This is a genomic window from Pseudomonas sp. GW821-FHT09H03, assembly GCF_059415945.1.
In genome coordinates, this window is sequence record NZ_JBWKOF010000025.1 from 35,270 (window position 1) to 55,053 (window position 19,784).

Sequence of the window (19,784 nt, forward strand, 5' to 3'; positions counted from 1 at the left end):
AGGTGACCCGAGTCACCACGACTACTCGTTGCGTCACGCAGTAGACCATCCAGTACGCGAAACCCTGTAGGAGCCGGCTTGCTGGCGATTGCGTTGGGTCAGCCGACGGCGGTGTCGCCTGACGAATCGTTATCGCCAGCAAGCCGGCTCCTACCTGTTTGCTCGCAGACGCCTATCAGGACAGGTAGCCGCCATCCACGTTCAGCGACACCCCGGTGGTGTAGCTGGAGGCGTCGCTGGCCAGATAGAGCACTGCGCCCGCCATTTCACTCGGGTCCGCCACGCGCTTGAGCGGAATCTGCTGCAGGGCGGTGTTGAGAATGGCCTCGTTCTTGACCAGCGCCGAGGCGAACTTGGTGTCGGTCAGGCCCGGCAGCAGGGCATTGCAGCGTATGTTGAACTGCGCGCATTCCTTGGCGAAGACCTTGGTCATGTTGATGACTGCAGCCTTGGTCACCGAGTAGATGCCCTGGAAAATGCCCGGCGAGACGCCGTTGATCGAGGCGACGTTGATGATGCTGCCGCCGCCGTTCTCGCGCATCAGTTTGCCGGCTTCGACCGACATGAAGAAGTAGCCGCGAATGTTTACATCGACGGTTTTCTGGAAGGCGCTGAGGTCGGTGTCCAGCACGTTGCAGAACTGCGGATTGGTCGCTGCGTTGTTGACCAGGATATCCAGGCGCCCGAACTGTTCCTTGATGCCGGCGAAAACCTGACTGATCTGCTCCATTTCACCGATGTGGCAGGCGATGGCGGTGGCTTTGCCGCCGGCGGCAATAATCGCGTCGGCGACGTGTTGGCAGCCGTCGAGCTTGCGGCTCGAAACGATGACATGGGCGCCTTGCTGGGCCAGCAGTTTGGCGATGGCCTCACCGATGCCGCGGCTGGCACCGGAGACAAAAGCGATCTTGCCATCGAGGTCGAACAACTGAGTCTTGGACATGGTATTCCCTTATAAAAAGTTTTGTTATCGGGCCACAAGCGTGATCAAAGGCTGGATTTCTGGATGACCTGAAGGCTCATCTGCTCCAGCAATTTGTTCATGTGAATGAACTGTGCGAAGCGCTTGTCCTGGGTCTGACCATGGTAAAAGCGGTAGTAGATCTGTTGCACGATGCCGGCCAGGCGGAACAGGCCATAGGTGTAGTAGAAATCGAAATTGTCGATGCGGATGCCTGAACGTTCGGCGTAGTAATCGACGAACTCGCGGCGAGTCAGCATGCCCGGTGCGTGGCTCGGCTGGCGGCGCATCAGTTGCACGGGGGCCGGGTCATCGGCTTCGATCCAGTAGGCGAGGGTGTTGCCCAGGTCCATCAGCGGATCGCCGAGGGTGGTCAGCTCCCAATCGAGCACGCCGATGATCTGCATCGGGTTATTCGGGTCAAGGATCACGTTGTCGAAGCGGTAATCGTTGTGGACGATGCTGGAGGTCGGGTGATCGGCCGGCATCTTGTCGTTGAGCCAGGCCTTCACCGCGTCCCACTGTGGCGCGTCCGGGGTCAGGGCTTTCTCGTAGCGATCGCTCCAGCCCTTGATCTGCCGCGCCACGTAACCTTCGGGCTTGCCCAGGTCGCCCAGGCCATAGGCGTTGTAGTCGACCTGATGCAATTCCACGAACTTGTCGATGAAGCTCTTGCACAGGGCTTCGGTTTTTGCGGCGTCCAGGCCCAGTTCTGCCGGCAGGTCCGAGCGCAGGATGATGCCGTTGACCCGTTCCATCACGTAGAACTCGGCACCGATCACCGATTCGTCGGTGCAGTGCACATAGGCCTTGGGGCAGTACGGAAAACCGTCGCGCAACTGATTGAGGATGCGGAACTCACGACCCATGTCGTGGGCGGACTTGGCCTTGTGGCCGAAGGGTGGGCGCCGCAGGACGAACTCCTGTTCGGGGTATTCGAGCAGGTAGGTGAGGTTCGACGCCCCCCCCGGGAACTGGCTGATCTGTGGCAGACCACTGAGGCCGGGAATGTGCGCCTTGAGGTACGGATCGATCAGGCTGGCATCGAGTTCTTCGCCGGAGCGGATACGGGTGGACTGGTCAGTAAGCGCCATGCTTATCCCTTCTGCTTATTCTGGAGGCCTCAAACTATTGGCTAATCTAATGCGCACACCCTGCACCCACAACCGTGAATGGCTCTTATAGGTAAGCGTGTTGCCGGCCAATCATTGTTTTTGATACAGCTGTTTGAATTTGTCGTCAATGTACAGCACGGCTTTGCGCCGGCGGCAACAGGATCGGCGTCAGTACCGGTTGGCTGGAGAAGAACGCCACCAGGTTCTTGCCCACCAGTTCGACGGTGCCCTGGGTTGCCTCCGGGGACAGCCCGGCGACATGCGGAGTGAGGATAACGTTGGCCAGCGCCTTGAATGCCTGGGGTACGTGCGGTTCGTTATCGAACACATCCAGTGCGGCCCCGGCGATCCGCCGTTGCTCAAGTGCGGTGATCAGGTCAGCGGTGGCGATAACGCTGGCCCGGGCGATATTGACGATGAATCCGTTGGGGCCAAGGGCGTCCAGCACCTGGCGGTTGATCAGGTGTCTGGTGCCCACGCCACCCGGTGTGGCAACAATGAGAAAATCCGAGGCCCGCGCCAGTTCGGTGGGGGTCGAGCAGAAGGCGTAGGGCACGTCGCTGCGAAGCTGGCGATTGTGGTAGCTCACGCTCATGTCGAAGCCGGCGTCGGCGCGTTTGGCGATCGCCATGCCGACCGCGCCCAGGCCAAGGATGCCCAGGCGCTTGCCGGCGAGGGACGGGCGCATGATTTTTGGCCATTCGCCGCGTCGTACGGCGGCATCGCAGCGCGGCACATCGCGCACCAGTGCCAATAGCAGTGCCATGGCATGGTCGGCGACGGAGGAGGCATTGACCCCGGCGCCGTTGGTGACAGTGATGCCGCGGTCGGCGGCCGCCTGCAGGTCAACGTGTTCGTAACCGGCGCCGATCACGCAAATGATCTTGAGGTTGGGCAGGGCGGCGATTTCATCGGCATACAGCCCCAGGGGGCCGCGAGTCAGCACGGCATCTATCTGGCCGGCGTGGCGCGAGATGGCTTCGGCGCGCTCGGCGGGCGTGGGTGCCAGGATCAGGTGAAAGCCTTGATGTTCGAGAATCGGTAGGTAGTCATTGATGGTTTCAACCAGTACCAGAACAGTTGCGGGCATTGCTCGGCTCCTGTGATCGTCGGCTTGTCAGGTGCAATAGGTCGTTTCAGGGTGCTGATTTCAGAAGTGTTTGGCAATGGTGTCCACCGCCTTGGCGGTGTTCTGTAGTCTGGACTGCTTGCCGGAAGAAGCAAATACAGGTTCGAGGTAGTCGCAAGCTCATTTATGGCTCAAGGCGGACGCGCTTGCTACTCCCCTTTATAAGGAGTGTGAACGACATGGATGCGCACCGGCGGGTTGTTTTCCACCATATCGCGTGGTACTTCTCGAGAGTAGGTGAACTCGGTTTTATTCAATGCTTCCAGGCGCCTGACCACTGTTTTGATGGGGCCGAATTCGGGTACCAGTATGTGGTGTTTTTGATCTCCGGTAACAAAGAAGTAACCGCCACCTCCTTTGTTGTACTTTGAAACTCCCGTGACAGCGTCGAAGAACTCATAGCGATTGGTTTCGAGATCCCAGGTCGATATGCCCACCACTTCGGAATAATCCGCTTTTACGTCAGTTTGAGGCTCGCCTTCTATATAGACTTTGGTTGTCAGCCATCGAGGAGACGATGCCAGCGCCAGTATATCCACGGCGCCAGGGTTTGGTTGTGCAAAGCTGCCTGGCGCACAAAGCAGTGCCGCAAGAAGGAAGCATGTAGATGCAATAGTGTGTTTTTGCATGCGGGCAACTCCTGGGAATGGGGGCGCTATCAATTTGCTTGGTTCGGTGAGTAAAAATATAGGCCGGGAGTAGACGCGATACAATGGTTGGGTATTTGCTTGTAACAGTTCAGTGTCGTTTTAATTTAAGTAGTTTGTTACTTGTAGTTTTTGTCTGTGTTTTTTGTAGGCATATTCGCTGTTTCCAGGTTGGGGTAGTCAATGTTTAATTTCACCCCACCGAGCGCTACCGTTCCCGAGTGGTGTCGCTGGTGTCCAACAAGAAGTCGAGCGTTTGCAGCAAACTGCCAAGGCTCCGTTGAAGGTCTGGCGCAATCTGACAGAAAAGGCTCGATCAGGGCGCGGCGGGTACTATTCTTGTTCGCGCTGGACGATCCAGGCGTTCCAACGCTCAAGAAAGGTCTATTGGTACTGCCGTTCCTCACCTAAGTCTTTGCTTCTGTTCACTAATCCTCCAGAATCGCGCCCCTGTTTCGGCCATGGCGCTGCCTGTCGGGTATTCCGACGCGTCCTGGCCGGGTGGCAAGTGACCGGAATGTGGAGATCCCACCGGATGAATGATCAGGCCAATAGCGTCAACAAACGCTATGTAGCAGCAACACCCGCGACACTTTCGAGCTGGAATCGCCAAGACACCACCTGGATGCTGGGCCTGTTTGGCACGGCAATTGGTGCGGGAACCCTGTTTTTGCCGATCAACGCGGGGCTGGGCGGTTTCTGGCCGCTGCTGATCCTGGCGTTGCTCGCGTTTCCGATGACCTTCTATGCACACCGTGGCCTGACTCGCTTCGTCCTGTCCGGACGCGATGGTGCGGACATTACCGAGGTGGTCGAAGAGCACTTCGGAATCAAGGCCGGCGCGTTGATCACCTTGCTGTACTTCTTCGCGATCTTCCCGATCCTGCTGATCTACAGCGTGGCGTTGACCAATACCGTGGGCAGTTTCCTTGAGCATCAACTGCACATCATGCCGCCCCCGCGCGCCGTGCTGTCGCTGGTGCTGATCCTCGGCCTGCTGGCCGTGGTGCGTTGCGGCGAGCAGATCATCGTCAAGGCCATGAGCCTGATGGTTTATCCGTTCATCGTCGCCTTGCTGTTCCTGGCGGTGTTTTTGATTCCACACTGGAACGGCGGCATCCTGACCACGGCCACCACGCTGCCTGAGCCATCTGCGCTGCTGCGTACCCTGTGGCTGGCGATTCCGGTGATGGTGTTCTCGTTCAACCATTCGCCGATCATTTCGGCGTTCGCGGTCGACCAGAAGCGTCAGTATGGTGAGCATGCCGAAGAGCGCAGCTCGCAGATCCTGTCCCGTGCCCACCTGCTGATGGTGGCGATGGTGCTGTTCTTCGTCTTCAGCTGTGTATTGACCCTGTCGCCGGCACAACTGGCCGAAGCCAAGGCACAGAACCTGTCGATCCTGTCGTACCTGGCCAACCACTTCAGCAACCCGACCATCGCCTTCGCCGCGCCGTTGATTGCCTTTGTGGCCATTTCCAAGTCGTTCCTGGGGCATTACATCGGTGCCAGTGAAGGCCTCAAGGGCCTGATCGTCAAGAGCGGCAAGCGCCCGGCAGCCAAGACCCTGGATCGCATCGTAGCGGCGTTCATGCTGGTGGTGTGCTGGATTGTGGCGACGTTGAACCCGAGCATTCTGGGCATGATCGAAACCCTGGGTGGCCCGGTGATCGCGGCGATCCTGTTCCTGATGCCGATGTACGCCATTCGCAAGGTACCGGCGATGGCGCGTTATCGCGGGCAGGCTTCCAATGTCTTTGTGACAGCGGTGGGGCTGGTGGCTATTTCAGCGTTGATCTACTCCCTGACTGCCTGACCCGCCACGAACTCCCCTTGTGGGAGCGGGCTTGCTCGCGAATGCGGTGAATCAGTCAACCGATGTGTTAAATGACACACCGCATTCGCGAGCAAGCCCGCTCCCACAGGTTTATCGGCGGTAGTTATTCCAGGCATAAAAAAACGCCGCCCATCTCACGATGGGCGGCGTTTTTTATGGCTCTGTAACGTTAGGCTTGAACGACCGGAATGTTGGCGTTCGCAGCAGCTTCACGGAACTCGGCGATCTGGTCGAAGGACAGGTAGCGGTAGACATCGGCCGCCATGCTGTCGATCTTGCCAGCGTATTCCATGTACTCCTCGACGGTCGGCAGGCGACCCAGGATGGAAGCCACGGACGCCAGCTCAGCCGAAGCCAGGTAGACGTTCGCGCCGTCACCCAGACGGTTCGGGAAGTTACGGGTCGAAGTCGACACAACAGTCGAGTTCGGCTCTACACGTGCCTGGTTACCCATGCACAGCGAGCAGCCCGGCATTTCCATGCGCGCGCCAGCCTTGCCGTAGATGCCGTAGTAGCCTTCTTCGGTCAGTTGGTGAGCGTCCATCTTGGTCGGCGGCGACAGCCACAGACGGGTTGGCAGCTGACCCTTGACCTGCTCCAGCAACTTGCCGGCAGCGCGGAAGTGACCGATGTTGGTCATGCACGAACCGATGAACACTTCGTCGATTTTCTCGCCAGCAACGCTGGAGAGCAGGCGAGCGTCGTCCGGGTCGTTCGGCGCGCAGAGCACAGGCTCCTTGATGTCGGCCAGGTCGATCTCGATGATTTCGGCGTATTCAGCGTCTTTGTCAGCTTCCAGCAGCTCAGGGTTGGCCAGCCAGGCTTCCATCGCTTGCGCACGACGTTCCAGGGTACGAGCATCGCCGTAGCCTTCGCCGATCATCCAGCGCAGCAGGGTGATGTTCGACTGCAGGTATTCGGCGATCGATTCTTTGGACAGCTTGATGGTGCAACCGGCAGCCGAACGTTCGGCCGAGGCGTCGGACAGTTCGAAAGCTTGCTCGACGGTCAGCTTGGACAGACCTTCGATCTCCAGGATGCGGCCGGAGAAGGCGTTCTTCTTGCCTTTCTTCTCTACGGTCAGCAAGCCAGACTGGATCGCGTAGTAAGGAATGGCGTGAACCAGGTCACGCAGGGTGACGCCTGGTTGCAGTTCGCCTTTGAAGCGAACCAGGATCGACTCAGGCATGTCCAGTGGCATAACGCCAGTGGCAGCGGCGAACGCGACCAGACCGGAACCGGCCGGGAACGAGATACCGATCGGGAAACGGGTGTGGGAGTCACCACCGGTACCGACGGTGTCCGGCAGCAGCATGCGGTTCAGCCAGCTGTGGATGATGCCGTCGCCCGGACGCAGGGAAACGCCACCGCGGGTCATCATGAAGTCAGGCAGGGTGTGGTGGGTGGTCACGTCGATCGGCTTTGGATAGGCCGCGGTGTGGCAGAAGGACTGCATCACCAGGTCGGCGGAGAAGCCGATGCACGCCAGGTCTTTCAGTTCGTCACGGGTCATTGGACCGGTGGTGTCCTGGGAGCCGACGGTGGTCATCTTCGGTTCGCAGTAGGTGCCCGGACGGATACCCTCTACGCCGCACGCCTTGCCGACCATTTTCTGCGCCAGGGTGTAGCCCTTGGTGCTTTCAGCCGGTGCTTCAGGCTTCTTGAACAGCTCCGAAGGCGGCAGACCCAGCTCGGCGCGAGCCTTCTCGGTCAGGCCACGGCCGATGATCAGCGGAATACGGCCGCCAGCGCGAACTTCGTCCAACAGAACCGGGGTCTTCATTTCGAAGGTGGTCAGGACTTCGTCGGTGCCGTGCTTGCAGACTTTGCCAGCATGCGGGTACAGGTCGATCAGGTCGCCCATGTTCATGCCGGACACATCGAATTCGATCGGCAGGGCGCCGGCGTCTTCCATGGTGTTGTAAAAAATCGGTGCGATCTTGTTGCCGAAGCAGAAACCGCCGGCACGCTTGTTCGGCACGTAAGGAACGTCGTCGCCGAAGAACCACAGTACCGAGTTGGTCGCCGATTTACGCGAGGAACCGGTACCGACCACGTCACCGACGTAGGCGATCGGGAAGCCTTGGCCGCGCATTTCTTCGATCTGCTTCATCGGACCGGTGACGCCTTGTACGTCCGGCACGATGCCGTCGCGAGCCATTTTCAGCATGGCCAGGGCGTGCAGCGGGATGTCTGGACGGGACCAGGCATCAGGAGCAGGGGACAGGTCGTCGGTGTTGGTCTCGCCAGTCACCTTGAACACGCGCAGGCTGATCTTGTCGGCCAGCACCGGGCGCTTCACGAACCACTCGCCGTCAGCCCAGGATTGCAGCACGCCTTGAGCGTGAACATTGCCTTTCTTGGCTTTTTCAGAGACGTCGTGGAAGGTGTCGAACATCAGCAGCGTGTGCTTGAGTTCCTTGGCGGCCACTGGCGCCAGTTCGGCGTCGTCCAGCAGGTCCACCAGAGTCACGATGTTGTAGCCGCCCTGCATGGTGCCGAGCAGTTCAACAGCGCGCTTCTTGTCGATCAGGGGGGATTGAGCTTCGCCCTTGGCGATGGCGGAGAGGAAGCCGGCCTTGACATAGGCTGCTTCGTCCACTCCAGGTGGAACGCGATTGGTGATCAGGTCAACGAGGAAAGCTTCTTCGCCAGCCGGGGGATTTTTCAGCAGCTCAACCAGGCCTGCAGTTTGTTCGGCGTTTAGCGGCTGGGGAACGATACCCAGTGCTGCGCGCTCTTCGATATGTTTGCGGTAGGCTTCAAGCACAGTTATTACCCTCATCAGTGGTCCCAAATGGGTGTCCGGGACGCTCATCCCGAAATTGCCGTACTCATGCGCTGCAGGGCGTTGTGGGCCCATTAGCCAGAATTACCGACAATTCCTTACAGAAGCTGCTTTCAAAGTTTTACGCCTGCAGAACGGGAGCTGATGAGGGTTGGCGCCGAGCTTTTCCCCGCTGGAAAAACCCTTCGCCAACACCGCTCTGAAGGAACGACTGTGCTCGTGACGCTTTGAAAACAGCTTCTAACGGACATTGGCGCCTAAAAAGGCTGGCTGATTCTACGGCAAAAAAATATTAAAGGTAAGTTGCGAGCCTTAATTTTCAGGGGTGATTCATCTTAGACAAAGGGCTAATATGCCGACCTGTTTTGCTTTTGCGCGTTTTTTGCCTACCTATGCCCAACCAGACCATCAAGACCCCCTGCGTCGGCCTCTGCTCCACTGTTTACGGAGATCTGGTGTGTCGTGGCTGCAAGCGTTTCCACCATGAAGTGATTCACTGGAACGGCTACAACGAGGATGAAAAGCGCGCGGTCTGGCTGCGTCTGGAGCAGTTGCTGTCCCAGGTGATGGCCGCCAAGGTGGAGATTTTCGATCCGGCGCAGCTCAGGATGCAGCTGGAACAGCGCAAGATTCGCTTCGTGCCCCATCAGTCGGAATATTGCTGGGCGTACCAGTTGATCGCCCGGGGCGCGCGGGTGATCAATAATCTGGAGGCCTACGGCATGGTATTGCTGCCGGAATTTCGCGACTGGAACCTGCCGGAACTGCGTGATGCCATTGATCGGGAATTTTTCCTGCTGTCCGAAGCACACTACCAGCGGTACATCGCGCCGGGGTTTCTCAAGGACGCCTTGGGCGATTGAAAAGCATCGCCGGCAAGCCGGCTCCTACACAAAATCGCTAACTTCTGCAGGAGCCGGCTTGCCGGCGATAACGATCGACCTGATGCCAGACATTCAATGCTTGTCGGCCAACTCCTCAAGGTGATCCGCCACTTCCGCCGGCTTGAGCACCAGCACATCGCTTTCCAGCTTATCAAGCACCACTTCCGCCGTATTGCCGATCAACGCCCCTGACAGTCCGGTGCGTGCCACGGTGCCGATCACCGTCACCGCCGCTTTCAGCTTGTGCGCCATGAATGGAATCAGCACATCCGCCGGGCCTTCCTCGATATGCAGGCGATCTTCGTCGATGTCGAATTCCGCCTGAAACGCTTTGCACTGCTCGCGGTAGCGCGCCTGAATGGTTTCGCTGAGCTGGAAGGTCGGGTCGGCCGAGGACAGCATCGGCGACGGATGGGCGCTGATCACGTGCAGATGGGCTCTGGCCAGGCTGGCAATGTCGTAGCCGTGATCGATGATGGTGTTGTGCAGATGCCGGTGCTCAAGATCGGTATTGCCGACGTCGACCGCCGCCAGAATCACCCGGTCCTTCCAGGAATCGGCGGTTTTCACCAGCAGTACCGGGGTTGGACAGGAGCGCAGCAGTTTCCAGTCCTCTGGCGTCAGCAGGGCCTTTTTCAACGGACTGTCCGGGAAGTGTTGCTTGACCACCAGGCCGCAGCCTTCGGCTTGCTGCACTTGCACAATGGTTTCGTGCTGGCTTTCGTTCCAGGCCTGTTCCGTGGTGGCGCTGTAACCGTCCTCCAGCAACGTGGCCTTGAGCGCGCCCAGCATTGTGGCGTGGTCATGCCTGCGGTCGCATACCAGCAGGTGCAGGTGCGCCTGGGTGACACCGGCGATCACTTTGGCCCGTTTGAGCGCCAGACTCTCCGGGTGCTCGGGTTCGATGACCACCAGAATGCTGCGAATGGCTTGCATGATCACTATCTCCTGAATATGAAAAAGCACGGCGTTGCACAACTATAGTTGCTGCCCGCCATTGAGCGACTTGATGCATATCAACGGTTGGCGACTGGTGGTCTGTCGGTTGGCCGGTATAATCGACGCCTTTCGTTTCAACCTCTTATCCGTGGGCCCCATGATCCTTCCCGAAATTCACGAATTCCTTGGCTGTCGTACCCCTGACGGCTGGATTCAGGCCGCGCTGGCTGACCAGGAAACACTGCTGATCGACCACAAGAACTGCGAATTCAAGGCCGCCAGCACCGCGTTGAGCCTGATTGCCAAGTATCACTCCCACGTTGACCTGATCAATATGATGTCGCGCCTGGCCCGGGAAGAGCTGGTGCATCACGAGCAGGTCATGCGCCTGATGAAGCGGCGCAAGATCGAGCTGCGCCAGCTGTCCGCCGGGCGCTATGCCTCGGGGCTGCGCAAGGTGGTGCGCAGCCATGAGCCGGTGAAACTGGTGGATACCCTGGTGGTCGGTGCGTTTATCGAAGCCCGCAGCTGCGAGCGTTTCGAGGCGCTGGTACCGCATCTGGACGAAGAACTGGGCAAGTTCTACTTCGGTTTGCTCAAGAGTGAGGCCCGGCATTTCCAGGGTTACCTGAAACTGGCTTACCAGTATGGTGACGCCAAGGATATCGCCCAGGTGATTGACAGGGTGCGCGCCGCCGAGCAGGAGCTGATCGAGACACCGGATGGCGAGTTCCGCTTCCACAGCGGTATACCTGCCGCCGCATAATTCGCATTCGCGAGCAGGCTCGCTTCCACATTGAAAACGCATTTCATCTGTAGGAGCGAGCATGCTCGCGAAGAACGCAAGAACACCTCGGGTTGTCTGACACCCCGCGTTATCGTTGACGTTCATCGCGAGCGTGCTCGCTCCTACAGGGGGTGGGCAGGCGTTGCGATGTTGGGCTTAAGGGCTGGGTTCAGCTTAGAAATCCCACTTGGTGGTCAGCGACACGTTGCGCGGCTCGCCGTAGTAGGTGGTGCCAAAGTTGCCCAGGCCATTGAGGTACTTCTTGTCAAAGACGTTGTTGGCATTGACGGTGAAGCTCAGGTGTTCGTCAAACTCGTAGCGCGTCATCAGGTCGACGAGGGTGTAGCCGCCTTGCTTGAGTGAGGTGGCGCCTTCGACCGGGCTGTAACTCTGACCGTAGAAAGCACTCTGCCAGCTGACACCGCCACCGACGGTGACCTTCTCCAGCGCGCCAGGCAGGCGGTAGGTGGTGAAGGTGCGCACGACGTGTTCCGGCTTGGTGGTCGCCAGCGGGAAACCATAGATGCGCTGCTCGTCCTGGTCACGGGTGCGGGCGTAGGTATAGCCGGCGGACAGGTTCCAGCCATCGGCCACTTCGCCGGCCAGTTCCAGTTCCACACCCTGGGTGGTTGCGCCGGAAATCGCTTTGTAGACGTCCTGGCCGGTGCCATCGGTGGTGAGGTATTGGGCGACGTTGTCCTGTTCGATGCGGAAGAAGGCCAGGCTGGCGTTCACTTTGCCTTCCAGGTACGCCGCTTTCAGGCCGGCCTCGTAGCTGTCGCCTTCCACCGGGTTCAGGGTTTTGCCGCTGGCGTCCTTGTAGATTTGGGGCTGGTAGATATTGGTGTAGCTGGCGTAGACCGAGTAGGTGTCGTCCAGGTCATAGACCACACCGGCATAAGGCGTCACGACTCCGTGTTCCTTGTAGCTCGCATTGGTGTCGCTCAGGCCGGCGTCCGGACGGTAGGTGTAATCCTCGTTGTACTTGAACGTACTCAGGCGGCCGCCGAGGATGAACGACAGATCGTCGGTCGGGTGCAGGCGGGTGGCCAGGTAAATGCCGTTCTGGCTCTGGGTGCGTTCGTATTTGCCGTTTTTCGGGAATTCCTGTTCCGGCAGATTGCCGTTCCAGTCATAAATGCTCCCGGGGACCTCGCCGGTTGCACTGGTGTCGTAGGTGTCGCCGGTCTGGCGCGAGTGGGACGCCATGAAACCTGCGAGCAATTCATGTTCGCGACCGCCCAGGGTGAACGGGCCGCAGACGTTGACGTCTGCGGTGTTCTGCACGCGATGACCTTCCCAGCGGCCCCAGTAAAGAAACATGCCTTCGCCCGTGGCACGGTCCGGGCTGCCCCCGCTGGCTGAAGCCAGGCGGGTATCGTGATCGGTGGTTTTCTGGTCGAGGCTGACCTTGAACTTCCAGTCGTTGGCCAGCGCCTGTTCCAGGGACGCGAAATAGGTGATGTCGTCGTAGTCGCGACGGCTCCAGTCGGCGCCCGGGTTGAAGTGACGGGGGAAGTCGGTGCGGCCGCCGTCAGTGAAATACACCGCGTTGCCCGTCCAGGACGAGCCTCGTGGGGTCGTACTCGACTTGTCGATGCCGAACGTCAGCAGGGTGTCGGGTGTCAGGTCGGCTTCGAGGATGCCGTAGTACAGGTCTTTTTTCTGGCTGTAATGATCCATGTAGGAGTTCTTGTCCGAGTAGGCACCGACGAAGCGCCCACGCACGCTGCCGGACTCGTTCAGCGATCCGGAAATGTCGCCGACGCTGCGGTAGGCGTCCCAGGACCCGACGGTGCCGCTGATCGACGCCTTGAATTCCTTGGTCGGTTTCTTGCGGATCAGGTTGACGGTGGCCGACGGATCGCCCGAACCGGTCAACAGGCCCGTCGCGCCTTTGATGATTTCGATGCGATCGAGGCTGGCGGCGTCGTCGCCATTGTTGGGGTTCTCCCCGTAGACGCCGTCATAGGGGATGTTGATGCCGTCGTACTGGAAGTTGGTGATGGCAAAGCCACGGGCGGAAAACTCGGTGCGATCGCTGTCGTATTTCTGCATCGAGACGCCGGGGGCATTGCGCAGCGCGTCGCTGATGCTCTGTACGCCTTGGTCATCCATTTGCTGACGGGTAATGACGGTGACCGATTGCGGTGTTTCGCGCAGTGACAACGGCAGGCCGGTGGCCGACGATGTCGAGCCGGTGGTGTAGGAATGGGTGCCTTCGGTGGTCGCGCCCAGGCCTTGGGCGGAGATGGTGGTAGCACCCAGTTGCAGCATACCGTCGTCCTTGGCGATCTTTTTATCGGCGCCGCTGTCAGCAGCGTGAGCGGCAGTTGCCAGGCTCAGCAGCGCGGCGGGCAGGGCGAGTGCCAGCGGGCACAAGGCAAAACGAAAACGGACGGCGAGGTGGTGCGACATGGAGATCCCTTTGCATCGAATCGATCGGTAGTTGAAGTGCTTCTGCTGGTTAACCGAACGAAAAATGAAAAGGGGAACTGCGCTGCGAAAATAATTGATAAGTATTCTCAGCGGCTCAAGCCGAGGTGCTCGTGTTGAACTGTTTGAGTGTGATGGGCAGTTGCATGCAGGGTGAATGGGCGGGCCTCATCGCTGGCAAGTCAACTCCCACCGTGTTCGAGTGGTATACAGAATATATGTATACCGCTAAACCTGTGGGAGCTGGCCTGCCAGCGATGGCGGAGTGTCAGTCACCCGTGATGTTGTATGTGCCGGCCTCATCGCCAGCAGGCTAGCTCCCACAATTTGATCTTCAGTGAGCACAAAACTCATGGCCGGCACCTATCCACTGTGGGAGCTGGCTTGCCTGCGAAGAACGATTACGCGGTCTACCGGCCTGGCACCCGCCACAGATACCAGGCGGCCACCGTCCGATACGGGCTCCAAGCCGCGCCGATCTCGATCATTTGCTTGCGTGTCGGCTGCAACTCCAGGCCCTTGAGCCGTCGATACCCCTCACGTACGCCAAAGTCATCGGCCGGTAAAATGTCCGGACGCTCCAGGCTGTAGATCAGAAGCATCTCCACTGTCCAGCGGCCGACACCGCGCAAGGTGATCAAGCGCTCGATCAGCGCTTCATCGTCCATGACCAGCGCCGTGGCGTAATCCGGTACCACGCCGTCCAGCGTCGCCTGGGCAATGCCCTGAATGGTCGCGATCTTGCTCGCGGAAAACCCGCAGCTGCGCAGGCGATCGAAGTCCGTGGCGACAATCTCCTCTGGTCGTGGAAACCCGTGCTGGGGGAACAGCGCCAGCAGCCGGCCGACTATCGCATCGCCAGCCTTGGCATGCAGTTGCTGATAGGCAATCGCCCGTACCAGCGATTCATAGGGATCGCGAGCCGGGTGGGGTTGATGCAGGCACGGGCCGATAGCGTCGATGTGGCGGCGCCAGTCATCGTCGAGGGAGGCCAGAAAGTCACTGGCGGGTAAATAAGGGGCTGGCCTGCTCATCGATTCCTTCTTGAGCCCAAGCGTCAAAACGCCAACTGCCGGGTCATCTGCACCGCCGCGTTTTCCAGCCTGAGCAAAAACGCCTTGCGCGGCTGGCCACCACCGTAACCGGTCAGCGAGCCGTCGGCACCGATTACCCGATGACAAGGTACGACTATCGAAAGCCGGTTGTGCCCATTGGCCAGGCCCACCGCACGACTGGCGCCGGGTTTGCCCAGCGTGGCGGCTATGGCGCCATAGGTAGTGGTGTGGCCATAGGGGATTTTCCCCAGCTCGGCCCAGACCTGGCGGGAGAATTCGCTACCGGGCAGGTGCAAGGCAACGCTGAACTGCTTGAGTTGGCCAGCGAAATACCTGGCAAGCTGTTCTTCGATCTGCTGCAAGTGCTGGTTGTGTCCAGGCGCCACGGCATAGCTATAGCGGTTCTGCAGCTCTTCGACTTCCCGGGTCAGTGCTGGCCGATCGAGAAACTCCAGCAATACCAGGCCACGGCGCTCGGCCATGGCGATCATCGGGCCCAAAGGGGTGGTCAGGCGTGTGAACAGCAAGGCTTCGCTGTTGGCCGCGCGGCCGGGGGTGATGTGAAAGGATTTTTGAAACGCATCGCGAAAACCGCTCAGGGATTCGTAACCCGAATCGAACGCCGCGCTGTCAATCGAGTCGCCCTGTTTGATCCCGCCCAGCGCTATGCCCAGGCGTCGGGTGCGCAGCCAGGCGTGAAAGGTCATGCCGAAATGCTGCTTGAACCAGCGCCGCAGTTTCAGTGGTTCGATGCCTTCGACTTGCAACTGGGCATCGGTCCAGCGCTGCTCGGGGTCGGCGTCTACCGCCTTGAGCAGTTTCTGCACCCAGTGCGGGGCAATGGCCGCGGCGTCCAGCGGTTTGCAGCGCAGGCAGGCGCGGTAGCCCGCCGAAAGGCACTCGTCGGCATGGGCGAAGAACTCGACGTTGTCCGGCTTCGGCGAGCGTGCCGTGCAGCCCGGGCGGCAGAAGATTCCGGTGGTCTTGACCGCAGTAAAGAACACCCCCTCGTAGGCGGTGTCTCGTTCGAGCATGGCGCGAACCATCTCGGCGCGGGGCGGCAGTAACGTGTTTTGTAGGTTCATGGACGCAGCATAGAACGCGTCATGGCCAGCCTCCACCGGAAAATCGACAGGGAATTGCTGGCAACTGCGCGATCGTTCAACCTGGCTTCATAGGTGGGATAAAATTCAGGCCCGACGGGCGAGCAGCAACACCGAAGCCGCCGCCGACAACAACCCGGCGCAACAGCGATTGAACATCCGCTTGCCCGACGGTTTGGCAAACCAGCGGCGCATGTGCAGGCCCATGTAAGCGTACAGACCGATGGCGATCCATTCGAGGATCAGGAACAGTGCGCCCAGCAGCGCAAATTGTGGTGCGATCGCCCGGGTCGAGTCGACGAATTGTGGCAGGAATGCGGTAAAAATCAGGATGGCTTTCGGGTTGCCGGCCGCCACCAGAAACTCTTGTCGGGTCAGCGCCAGCATTCCCACCGGCGCTGCGCTCACCAGGTTTTCTGCGCCGGGGTCAGCGCGCCACAATTGCCAGGCGAGGTAGAACAGGTACGCCGCACCGAGAATCTTGATCCCGTAGAACAGCAATTCCGAGGTTTGCAGCACCACCGCCAGCCCCGCCGAGGCAAGTGCAATCATCAAGGCGAACGCCAGCAAGCGACCCATACCGGCAAGGCAAGCGGTGCGGTAGCCATAGCGGGTCGAGTTGCTGACCGACAGCAGGTTGTTCGGGCCTGGCGCCATGTTCAGGGCGAAGCAGGCCGGGAGAAAGAGGGTGAGGGTGGTGAGGTCCATGATCGGCTCCGGCAGCTGGAGCCATATTTTTACACAGCTGCCGGTTGACCTGACCCGTACAGTGATGGACTCAGGCAGCGTACCAGTACTAGCGAGCGAACTTTTTCGCCCCGACCACGCACAGGATCACGGCCACGGTGACGCCGAGCATGCCAATGCTGACCTGTTCGTGGAGCATCGTCGCGGCCAGGGTCAGGCCGAAAAACGGCTGCAACAGTTGCAACTGCCCGACGGCGGCGATGCCTCCTTGCGCCAGTCCGCGGTACCAGAACACGAATCCGATCAGCATGCTGAACAGTGACACGTAAGCCAGGCTGAACCAGGCCGGGGTGCTGATGTTGGCGAAGGTCGCGGGCATCCGCCACCAGCTGAGTACCGCCATGAGCGGCAACGCCAGCACCAGCGCCCAGCAGATGACCTGCCAGCCGCCGAGCGTCCTGGACAGCTTCGCCCCTTCGGCATAACCCAGGCCGCAGGCCAGGATCGCCAGCAGCATCAGGATGTCGCCCTGGGGCGAGGCGGTCAGCCCCTGGGACAGGGCAAACCCAGCCACCAGCGAACTGCCCAGCACCGAGAAGATCCAGAACGCCGGGCGCGGTCGCTCGCCGCCGCGCAACACGGCGAATACTGCGGTCGCCAAAGGCAGCAGGCCAACGAACACGATGGAGTGGGCGGAGGTGACGTACTGCAGCGCCAGCGCAGTCAGCAGGGGAAAGCCGATCACCACGCCCAGGGCGACAATCGCCAGGGGAAGTAGCTGATGCCGGCCGGGGCGTTTTTCCTTGAACAGCAATAACAGGCAGAGCGCGAGAACGGCAGCGATGGTCGCGCGCGCGACGGTGAGGAACACCGGGTCGAACTCCAGCACCGCCACACGAGTCGCCGGCAGCGAGCCGCTGAAGATCACCACGCCGATCAGGCCATTGATCCAGCCGCTGCTAGTGTTCTGTCGCGTGTGGTTTTGCAGGTTTGAAGTCTGTTCCATGTGGCTCACGCTCATTGTTTGATTGCACTAAAGCCATCCTATGGCTGATTATCGGTACAATCAAAAAATTGTCATGGATACATCCCATGCCGCGCGCTCGATACAAATCTCTGGTTGATGCCTTGGCTGGCGACATCCGCTCAGGGCGCCTGCTGCCCGGCACACGCTTGCCGACTCACCGCGAACTGGCGGCCGCCGAGGGGCTGGCGCTGGTCACGGCAAGCCGGGTCTATGCCGAGCTGGAGGCCATGGGGCTGGTCAGTGGCGAAACCGGGCGCGGGACTTTCGTCAGGGAGACCTCCTTGCCGCCCCAGCACGGGATAGATCAACCCGAGGTCGTGGCCGGAATGATCGACCTCAACTTCAACTATCCGTCGCTGCCGGGTCAGGCCGATCTGTTGCGCGGCGCCTTGCGACAGCTCGCGCTGTCCGGCGACCTTGAAGCCTTGTTGCGCTACCAGCCCCATGCGGGGCGCCAGCATGAGCGGGCCGCTTTCGCGCGTCACCTTGGCAGCCGCGGCCTGACCGTGCAGGCCTCGCAGATGCTGATCGTCAGCGGCGCCCAGCATGGGTTGACCGTGACGATGATGGCGCTGCTACGGCCCGGCGATGTGATCGCTGCCGATGCCTTGACTTACTCGGGATTCAAGGTGCTCGCCGAAGCGCTGCACCTGGAAATGGTGCCGATTCCGGTCACTGCGGATGGACCTGACCTGGAGGCGCTCGAGATGTTGTGCCGCAGTCGTGCGGTACGCGCTGTCTACAGCATGCCGACGCTGCACAACCCATTGGGCTGGGTGATGCCCGCCGGGCAGCGTGAGCGGCTGGTGTCGATTGCGCGCCGGTACGATCTGATTCTCATTGAAGACGGCGCCTATGCTTTTCTCGCGGAAAATCCACCACCACCCCTGGCCGAGCTGGCGCCCGAGCGCACGGTCTACGTGTCCGGCCTGTCAAAAAATGTCGCCACCGGTTTGCGTGTCGGCTTCATTGCAGCACCTGAACATTGGGTCGCGGCCCTGGAACGCACGATTCGCGCGACCACCTGGAACACCCCCGGCGTGCTGACGGCCATCGCCTGCGGATGGATCGATGACGGCACCGTGATCCGCCTGGAGGCGCAAAAACGCGCCGACGCGCAAGCCCGCCAGGCCCTGGCCCGGGAAGTGTTGACGGGCCTGAACACCATCAGCCATCCGTGTTCCTATTTCACCTGGTTGCCGCTGCCGGAAGAGGCGCGGGCGGATCAGATCGCCGTGGCCCTGATGCGCGAGCAGGTATGCGTATCAACCGCCGAGCCCTTCGCGATCTCGGACCACGTTCCCCACGCGTTACGGTTGGCGCTGGGGTCCGTGAGCATGGATGACTTGCGCGATGCGCTGCTGAAAGTCAGGAGGGTGGTCAGCCTGTACGCCTGACAGGGCATTTTTCTTCAATACCTGCGCCAAGCGGCTGTTTACCTTGAGGGCCTGGTTCAACTCGAAGAAAGAAGGTGTGCAATGAGTCTGATGATCTCCATGGCCGCGTTTGCGCTGGCCGCGTCAATTACCCCGGGGCCTGTGAACATTGTCGCGTTGAGTTCCGGTGCGCGATTTGGTTTCAGGGCCAGTCAGCGGCATGTGGCCGGTGCGACCTTGGGGTTTGTCTTGCTGCTGGTACTGATGGGCCTGGGCTTGCATGAGCTTTTGCAGTTATGGCCGGCGCTGACCCTGTGGGTGCAATGGGCGGGCGTGGCCTTTCTGTTGTACATGGCCTTCAAGCTGGCGGCCGACAACGGGCAGTTGCAGACGAAGGAGTCGACGCAGGCGCCGTCGATGCTGTACGGCGCCATCATGCAATGGCTCAACCCCAAAGCCTGGCTGGCCTGCGTGGCCGGCATGGGCGCGTTCGTCGCCGATGGCGAGGCGCGCCTGGTGTGGCAGTTTGCGGCGGTGTATCTGGTGATCTGTTACCTGTCCATCGGCTGTTGGGCCTATGTCGGGACGTTTTTGCGCGGGTACCTGAACAATCCCGCCGGCATGCGCCTGTTCAATCGGGTGATGGCGGGGTTGTTGGCGGTGAGTGCGGTTTATTTGGTATTGCCATAGATGCACTGAAGCGGGGGGGCTCAGCTAGCACCCAGAAACGCCCTACGCACTTATCGGAAATAGCCTATATCCGTGTTTGTCACCCTCGTTAAAACTTGCAAGCGCTTGAACGAGGGTGGCTTTCAGCTTTAGGGCATCCCCCTTGACCGGCGGAGAACCGGGTGCTGTGGGAGCAGTATCTGATGCCCAACATCGCTGGAAAGGTCGACCGAAGTTCGTTCCTGCGCAATCCCGCCAAGTTTGCACGACAAGGAGCGACATACAACATGGCCAGTTTGCTTGCCCGACTGTTTGGCTTACACGAACCGCCCCCGCCTGTAACG

At 60.1% G+C, this 19,784-nt stretch carries 16 protein-coding genes; 5 read left to right on the forward strand and 11 right to left on the reverse strand.

Features of this window, described 5'->3' with window-relative positions; genetic code table 11:
• Positions 1 to 175 precede the first annotated feature (175 nt).
• The 4 genes from AC07OG_RS25190 to AC07OG_RS25205 all read right to left on the reverse strand — a co-directional run bounded on the left by AC07OG_RS25190 (position 176) and on the right by AC07OG_RS25205 (position 3,834).
• Complete coding sequence (locus AC07OG_RS25190) at positions 176 to 943, reverse strand: SDR family oxidoreductase (protein ID WP_060540458.1); 768 nt, start codon at positions 941 to 943, stop codon at positions 176 to 178.
• A gap of 44 nt (positions 944 to 987) precedes the next feature.
• The gene (locus AC07OG_RS25195) at positions 988 to 2,055 is read right to left on the reverse strand and encodes a phosphotransferase family protein (RefSeq protein ID WP_218423900.1); all 1,068 of its coding nucleotides are present in this window, start codon (positions 2,053 to 2,055) and stop codon (positions 988 to 990) included.
• 145 nt (positions 2,056 to 2,200) lie between these two features.
• Entirely contained in the window at positions 2,201 to 3,166 is a 966-nt protein-coding gene (locus AC07OG_RS25200; RefSeq protein ID WP_495068405.1) for a 2-hydroxyacid dehydrogenase, read from the reverse strand.
• A gap of 188 nt (positions 3,167 to 3,354) precedes the next feature.
• A complete protein-coding gene (locus AC07OG_RS25205) occupies positions 3,355 to 3,834 on the reverse strand; it encodes a DUF4822 domain-containing protein (RefSeq protein WP_060540461.1) in 480 nt (159 codons plus the stop codon).
• A 553-nt stretch (positions 3,835 to 4,387) separates the two neighbouring features.
• Between AC07OG_RS25205 and AC07OG_RS25210 the strand changes: the two genes are divergently transcribed.
• Complete coding sequence (locus tag AC07OG_RS25210) at positions 4,388 to 5,668, forward strand: serine/threonine transporter (protein ID WP_060540462.1); 1,281 nt, start codon at positions 4,388 to 4,390, stop codon at positions 5,666 to 5,668.
• 190 nt (positions 5,669 to 5,858) lie between these two features.
• Here AC07OG_RS25210 and acnB read toward each other — a convergent pair whose 3' ends face one another.
• Positions 5,859 to 8,459: a bifunctional aconitate hydratase 2/2-methylisocitrate dehydratase gene (gene acnB, locus AC07OG_RS25215; RefSeq protein WP_060540463.1), complete on the reverse strand. Its 2,601-nt coding sequence runs from the start codon at positions 8,457 to 8,459 to the stop codon at positions 5,859 to 5,861.
• A 410-nt stretch (positions 8,460 to 8,869) separates the two neighbouring features.
• On the opposite strand from acnB, the gene AC07OG_RS25220 reads away from it, so the two are divergent.
• Positions 8,870 to 9,340 carry a DUF1289 domain-containing protein gene (locus tag AC07OG_RS25220; protein ID WP_060540464.1) on the forward strand — a complete coding sequence of 157 codons (471 nt, stop codon included), beginning with the start codon at positions 8,870 to 8,872 and terminating at the stop codon, positions 9,338 to 9,340.
• Positions 9,341 to 9,433: 93 nt separating this feature from the next.
• Here the strand turns inward: AC07OG_RS25220 and AC07OG_RS25225 are convergent, their stop codons facing one another.
• The gene (locus AC07OG_RS25225; RefSeq protein ID WP_060540465.1) at positions 9,434 to 10,297 is read right to left on the reverse strand and encodes a universal stress protein; all 864 of its coding nucleotides are present in this window, start codon (positions 10,295 to 10,297) and stop codon (positions 9,434 to 9,436) included.
• 160 nt (positions 10,298 to 10,457) lie between these two features.
• Between AC07OG_RS25225 and AC07OG_RS25230 the strand changes: the two genes are divergently transcribed.
• Entirely contained in the window at positions 10,458 to 11,066 is a 609-nt protein-coding gene (locus AC07OG_RS25230) for a MiaE family protein (protein ID WP_495068406.1), read from the forward strand.
• Positions 11,067 to 11,261: 195 nt separating this feature from the next.
• Here the strand turns inward: AC07OG_RS25230 and AC07OG_RS25235 are convergent, their stop codons facing one another.
• The 5 genes from AC07OG_RS25235 to AC07OG_RS25255 form a co-directional block, all read right to left on the reverse strand.
• Positions 11,262 to 13,505, reverse strand: a complete 2,244-nt coding sequence (locus AC07OG_RS25235; RefSeq protein ID WP_495068407.1) for a TonB-dependent siderophore receptor — start codon at positions 13,503 to 13,505, stop codon at positions 11,262 to 11,264.
• Positions 13,506 to 13,933: 428 nt separating this feature from the next.
• A complete protein-coding gene (locus AC07OG_RS25240; protein ID WP_495068408.1) occupies positions 13,934 to 14,557 on the reverse strand; it encodes a DNA-3-methyladenine glycosylase family protein in 624 nt (207 codons plus the stop codon).
• A gap of 23 nt (positions 14,558 to 14,580) precedes the next feature.
• The gene (locus tag AC07OG_RS25245; RefSeq protein WP_495068409.1) at positions 14,581 to 15,663 is read right to left on the reverse strand and encodes a bifunctional transcriptional activator/DNA repair enzyme AdaA; all 1,083 of its coding nucleotides are present in this window, start codon (positions 15,661 to 15,663) and stop codon (positions 14,581 to 14,583) included.
• Positions 15,664 to 15,768: 105 nt separating this feature from the next.
• Positions 15,769 to 16,389 (reverse strand): LysE family translocator, encoded by a 621-nt coding sequence (locus AC07OG_RS25250; protein WP_495068410.1) that lies wholly within the window; start codon positions 16,387 to 16,389, stop codon positions 15,769 to 15,771.
• An 88-nt stretch (positions 16,390 to 16,477) separates the two neighbouring features.
• Entirely contained in the window at positions 16,478 to 17,374 is an 897-nt protein-coding gene (locus tag AC07OG_RS25255) for a DMT family transporter (protein WP_495068411.1), read from the reverse strand.
• A gap of 86 nt (positions 17,375 to 17,460) precedes the next feature.
• Here AC07OG_RS25255 and AC07OG_RS25260 point away from each other — a divergent pair, with 86 nt between their 5' ends.
• A complete protein-coding gene (locus AC07OG_RS25260; protein ID WP_495068412.1) occupies positions 17,461 to 18,792 on the forward strand; it encodes an aminotransferase-like domain-containing protein in 1,332 nt (443 codons plus the stop codon).
• Positions 18,793 to 18,873: 81 nt separating this feature from the next.
• Positions 18,874 to 19,461: a LysE family translocator gene (locus AC07OG_RS25265; protein WP_060540472.1), complete on the forward strand. Its 588-nt coding sequence runs from the start codon at positions 18,874 to 18,876 to the stop codon at positions 19,459 to 19,461.
• Positions 19,462 to 19,784 lie beyond the last annotated feature (323 nt).

Bases quoted from the DNA above. Each gene is read 5' to 3' on its own strand.
- AC07OG_RS25235 (WP_495068407.1), bottom strand. From the start codon at position 13,505: ATGTCGCACCACCTCGCCGTCCGTTTTCGTTTTGCCTTGTGCCCGCTG.
- AC07OG_RS25260 (WP_495068412.1), top strand. From the start codon at position 17,461: ATGCCGCGCGCTCGATACAAATCTCTGGTTGATGCCTTGGCTGGCGAC.
- AC07OG_RS25255 (WP_495068411.1), bottom strand. From the start codon at position 17,374: ATGGAACAGACTTCAAACCTGCAAAACCACACGCGACAGAACACTAGC.
- AC07OG_RS25245 (WP_495068409.1), bottom strand. From the start codon at position 15,663: ATGAACCTACAAAACACGTTACTGCCGCCCCGCGCCGAGATGGTTCGC.
- AC07OG_RS25220 (WP_060540464.1), top strand. From the start codon at position 8,870: ATGCCCAACCAGACCATCAAGACCCCCTGCGTCGGCCTCTGCTCCACT.
- AC07OG_RS25195 (WP_218423900.1), bottom strand. From the start codon at position 2,055: ATGGCGCTTACTGACCAGTCCACCCGTATCCGCTCCGGCGAAGAACTC.
- AC07OG_RS25200 (WP_495068405.1), bottom strand. From the start codon at position 3,166: ATGCCCGCAACTGTTCTGGTACTGGTTGAAACCATCAATGACTACCTA.
- AC07OG_RS25225 (WP_060540465.1), bottom strand. From the start codon at position 10,297: ATGCAAGCCATTCGCAGCATTCTGGTGGTCATCGAACCCGAGCACCCG.
- AC07OG_RS25250 (WP_495068410.1), bottom strand. From the start codon at position 16,389: ATGGACCTCACCACCCTCACCCTCTTTCTCCCGGCCTGCTTCGCCCTG.
- AC07OG_RS25240 (WP_495068408.1), bottom strand. From the start codon at position 14,557: ATGAGCAGGCCAGCCCCTTATTTACCCGCCAGTGACTTTCTGGCCTCC.
- AC07OG_RS25190 (WP_060540458.1), bottom strand. From the start codon at position 943: ATGTCCAAGACTCAGTTGTTCGACCTCGATGGCAAGATCGCTTTTGTC.
- AC07OG_RS25210 (WP_060540462.1), top strand. From the start codon at position 4,388: ATGAATGATCAGGCCAATAGCGTCAACAAACGCTATGTAGCAGCAACA.
- AC07OG_RS25205 (WP_060540461.1), bottom strand. From the start codon at position 3,834: ATGCAAAAACACACTATTGCATCTACATGCTTCCTTCTTGCGGCACTG.
- AC07OG_RS25265 (WP_060540472.1), top strand. From the start codon at position 18,874: ATGAGTCTGATGATCTCCATGGCCGCGTTTGCGCTGGCCGCGTCAATT.
- AC07OG_RS25230 (WP_495068406.1), top strand. From the start codon at position 10,458: ATGATCCTTCCCGAAATTCACGAATTCCTTGGCTGTCGTACCCCTGAC.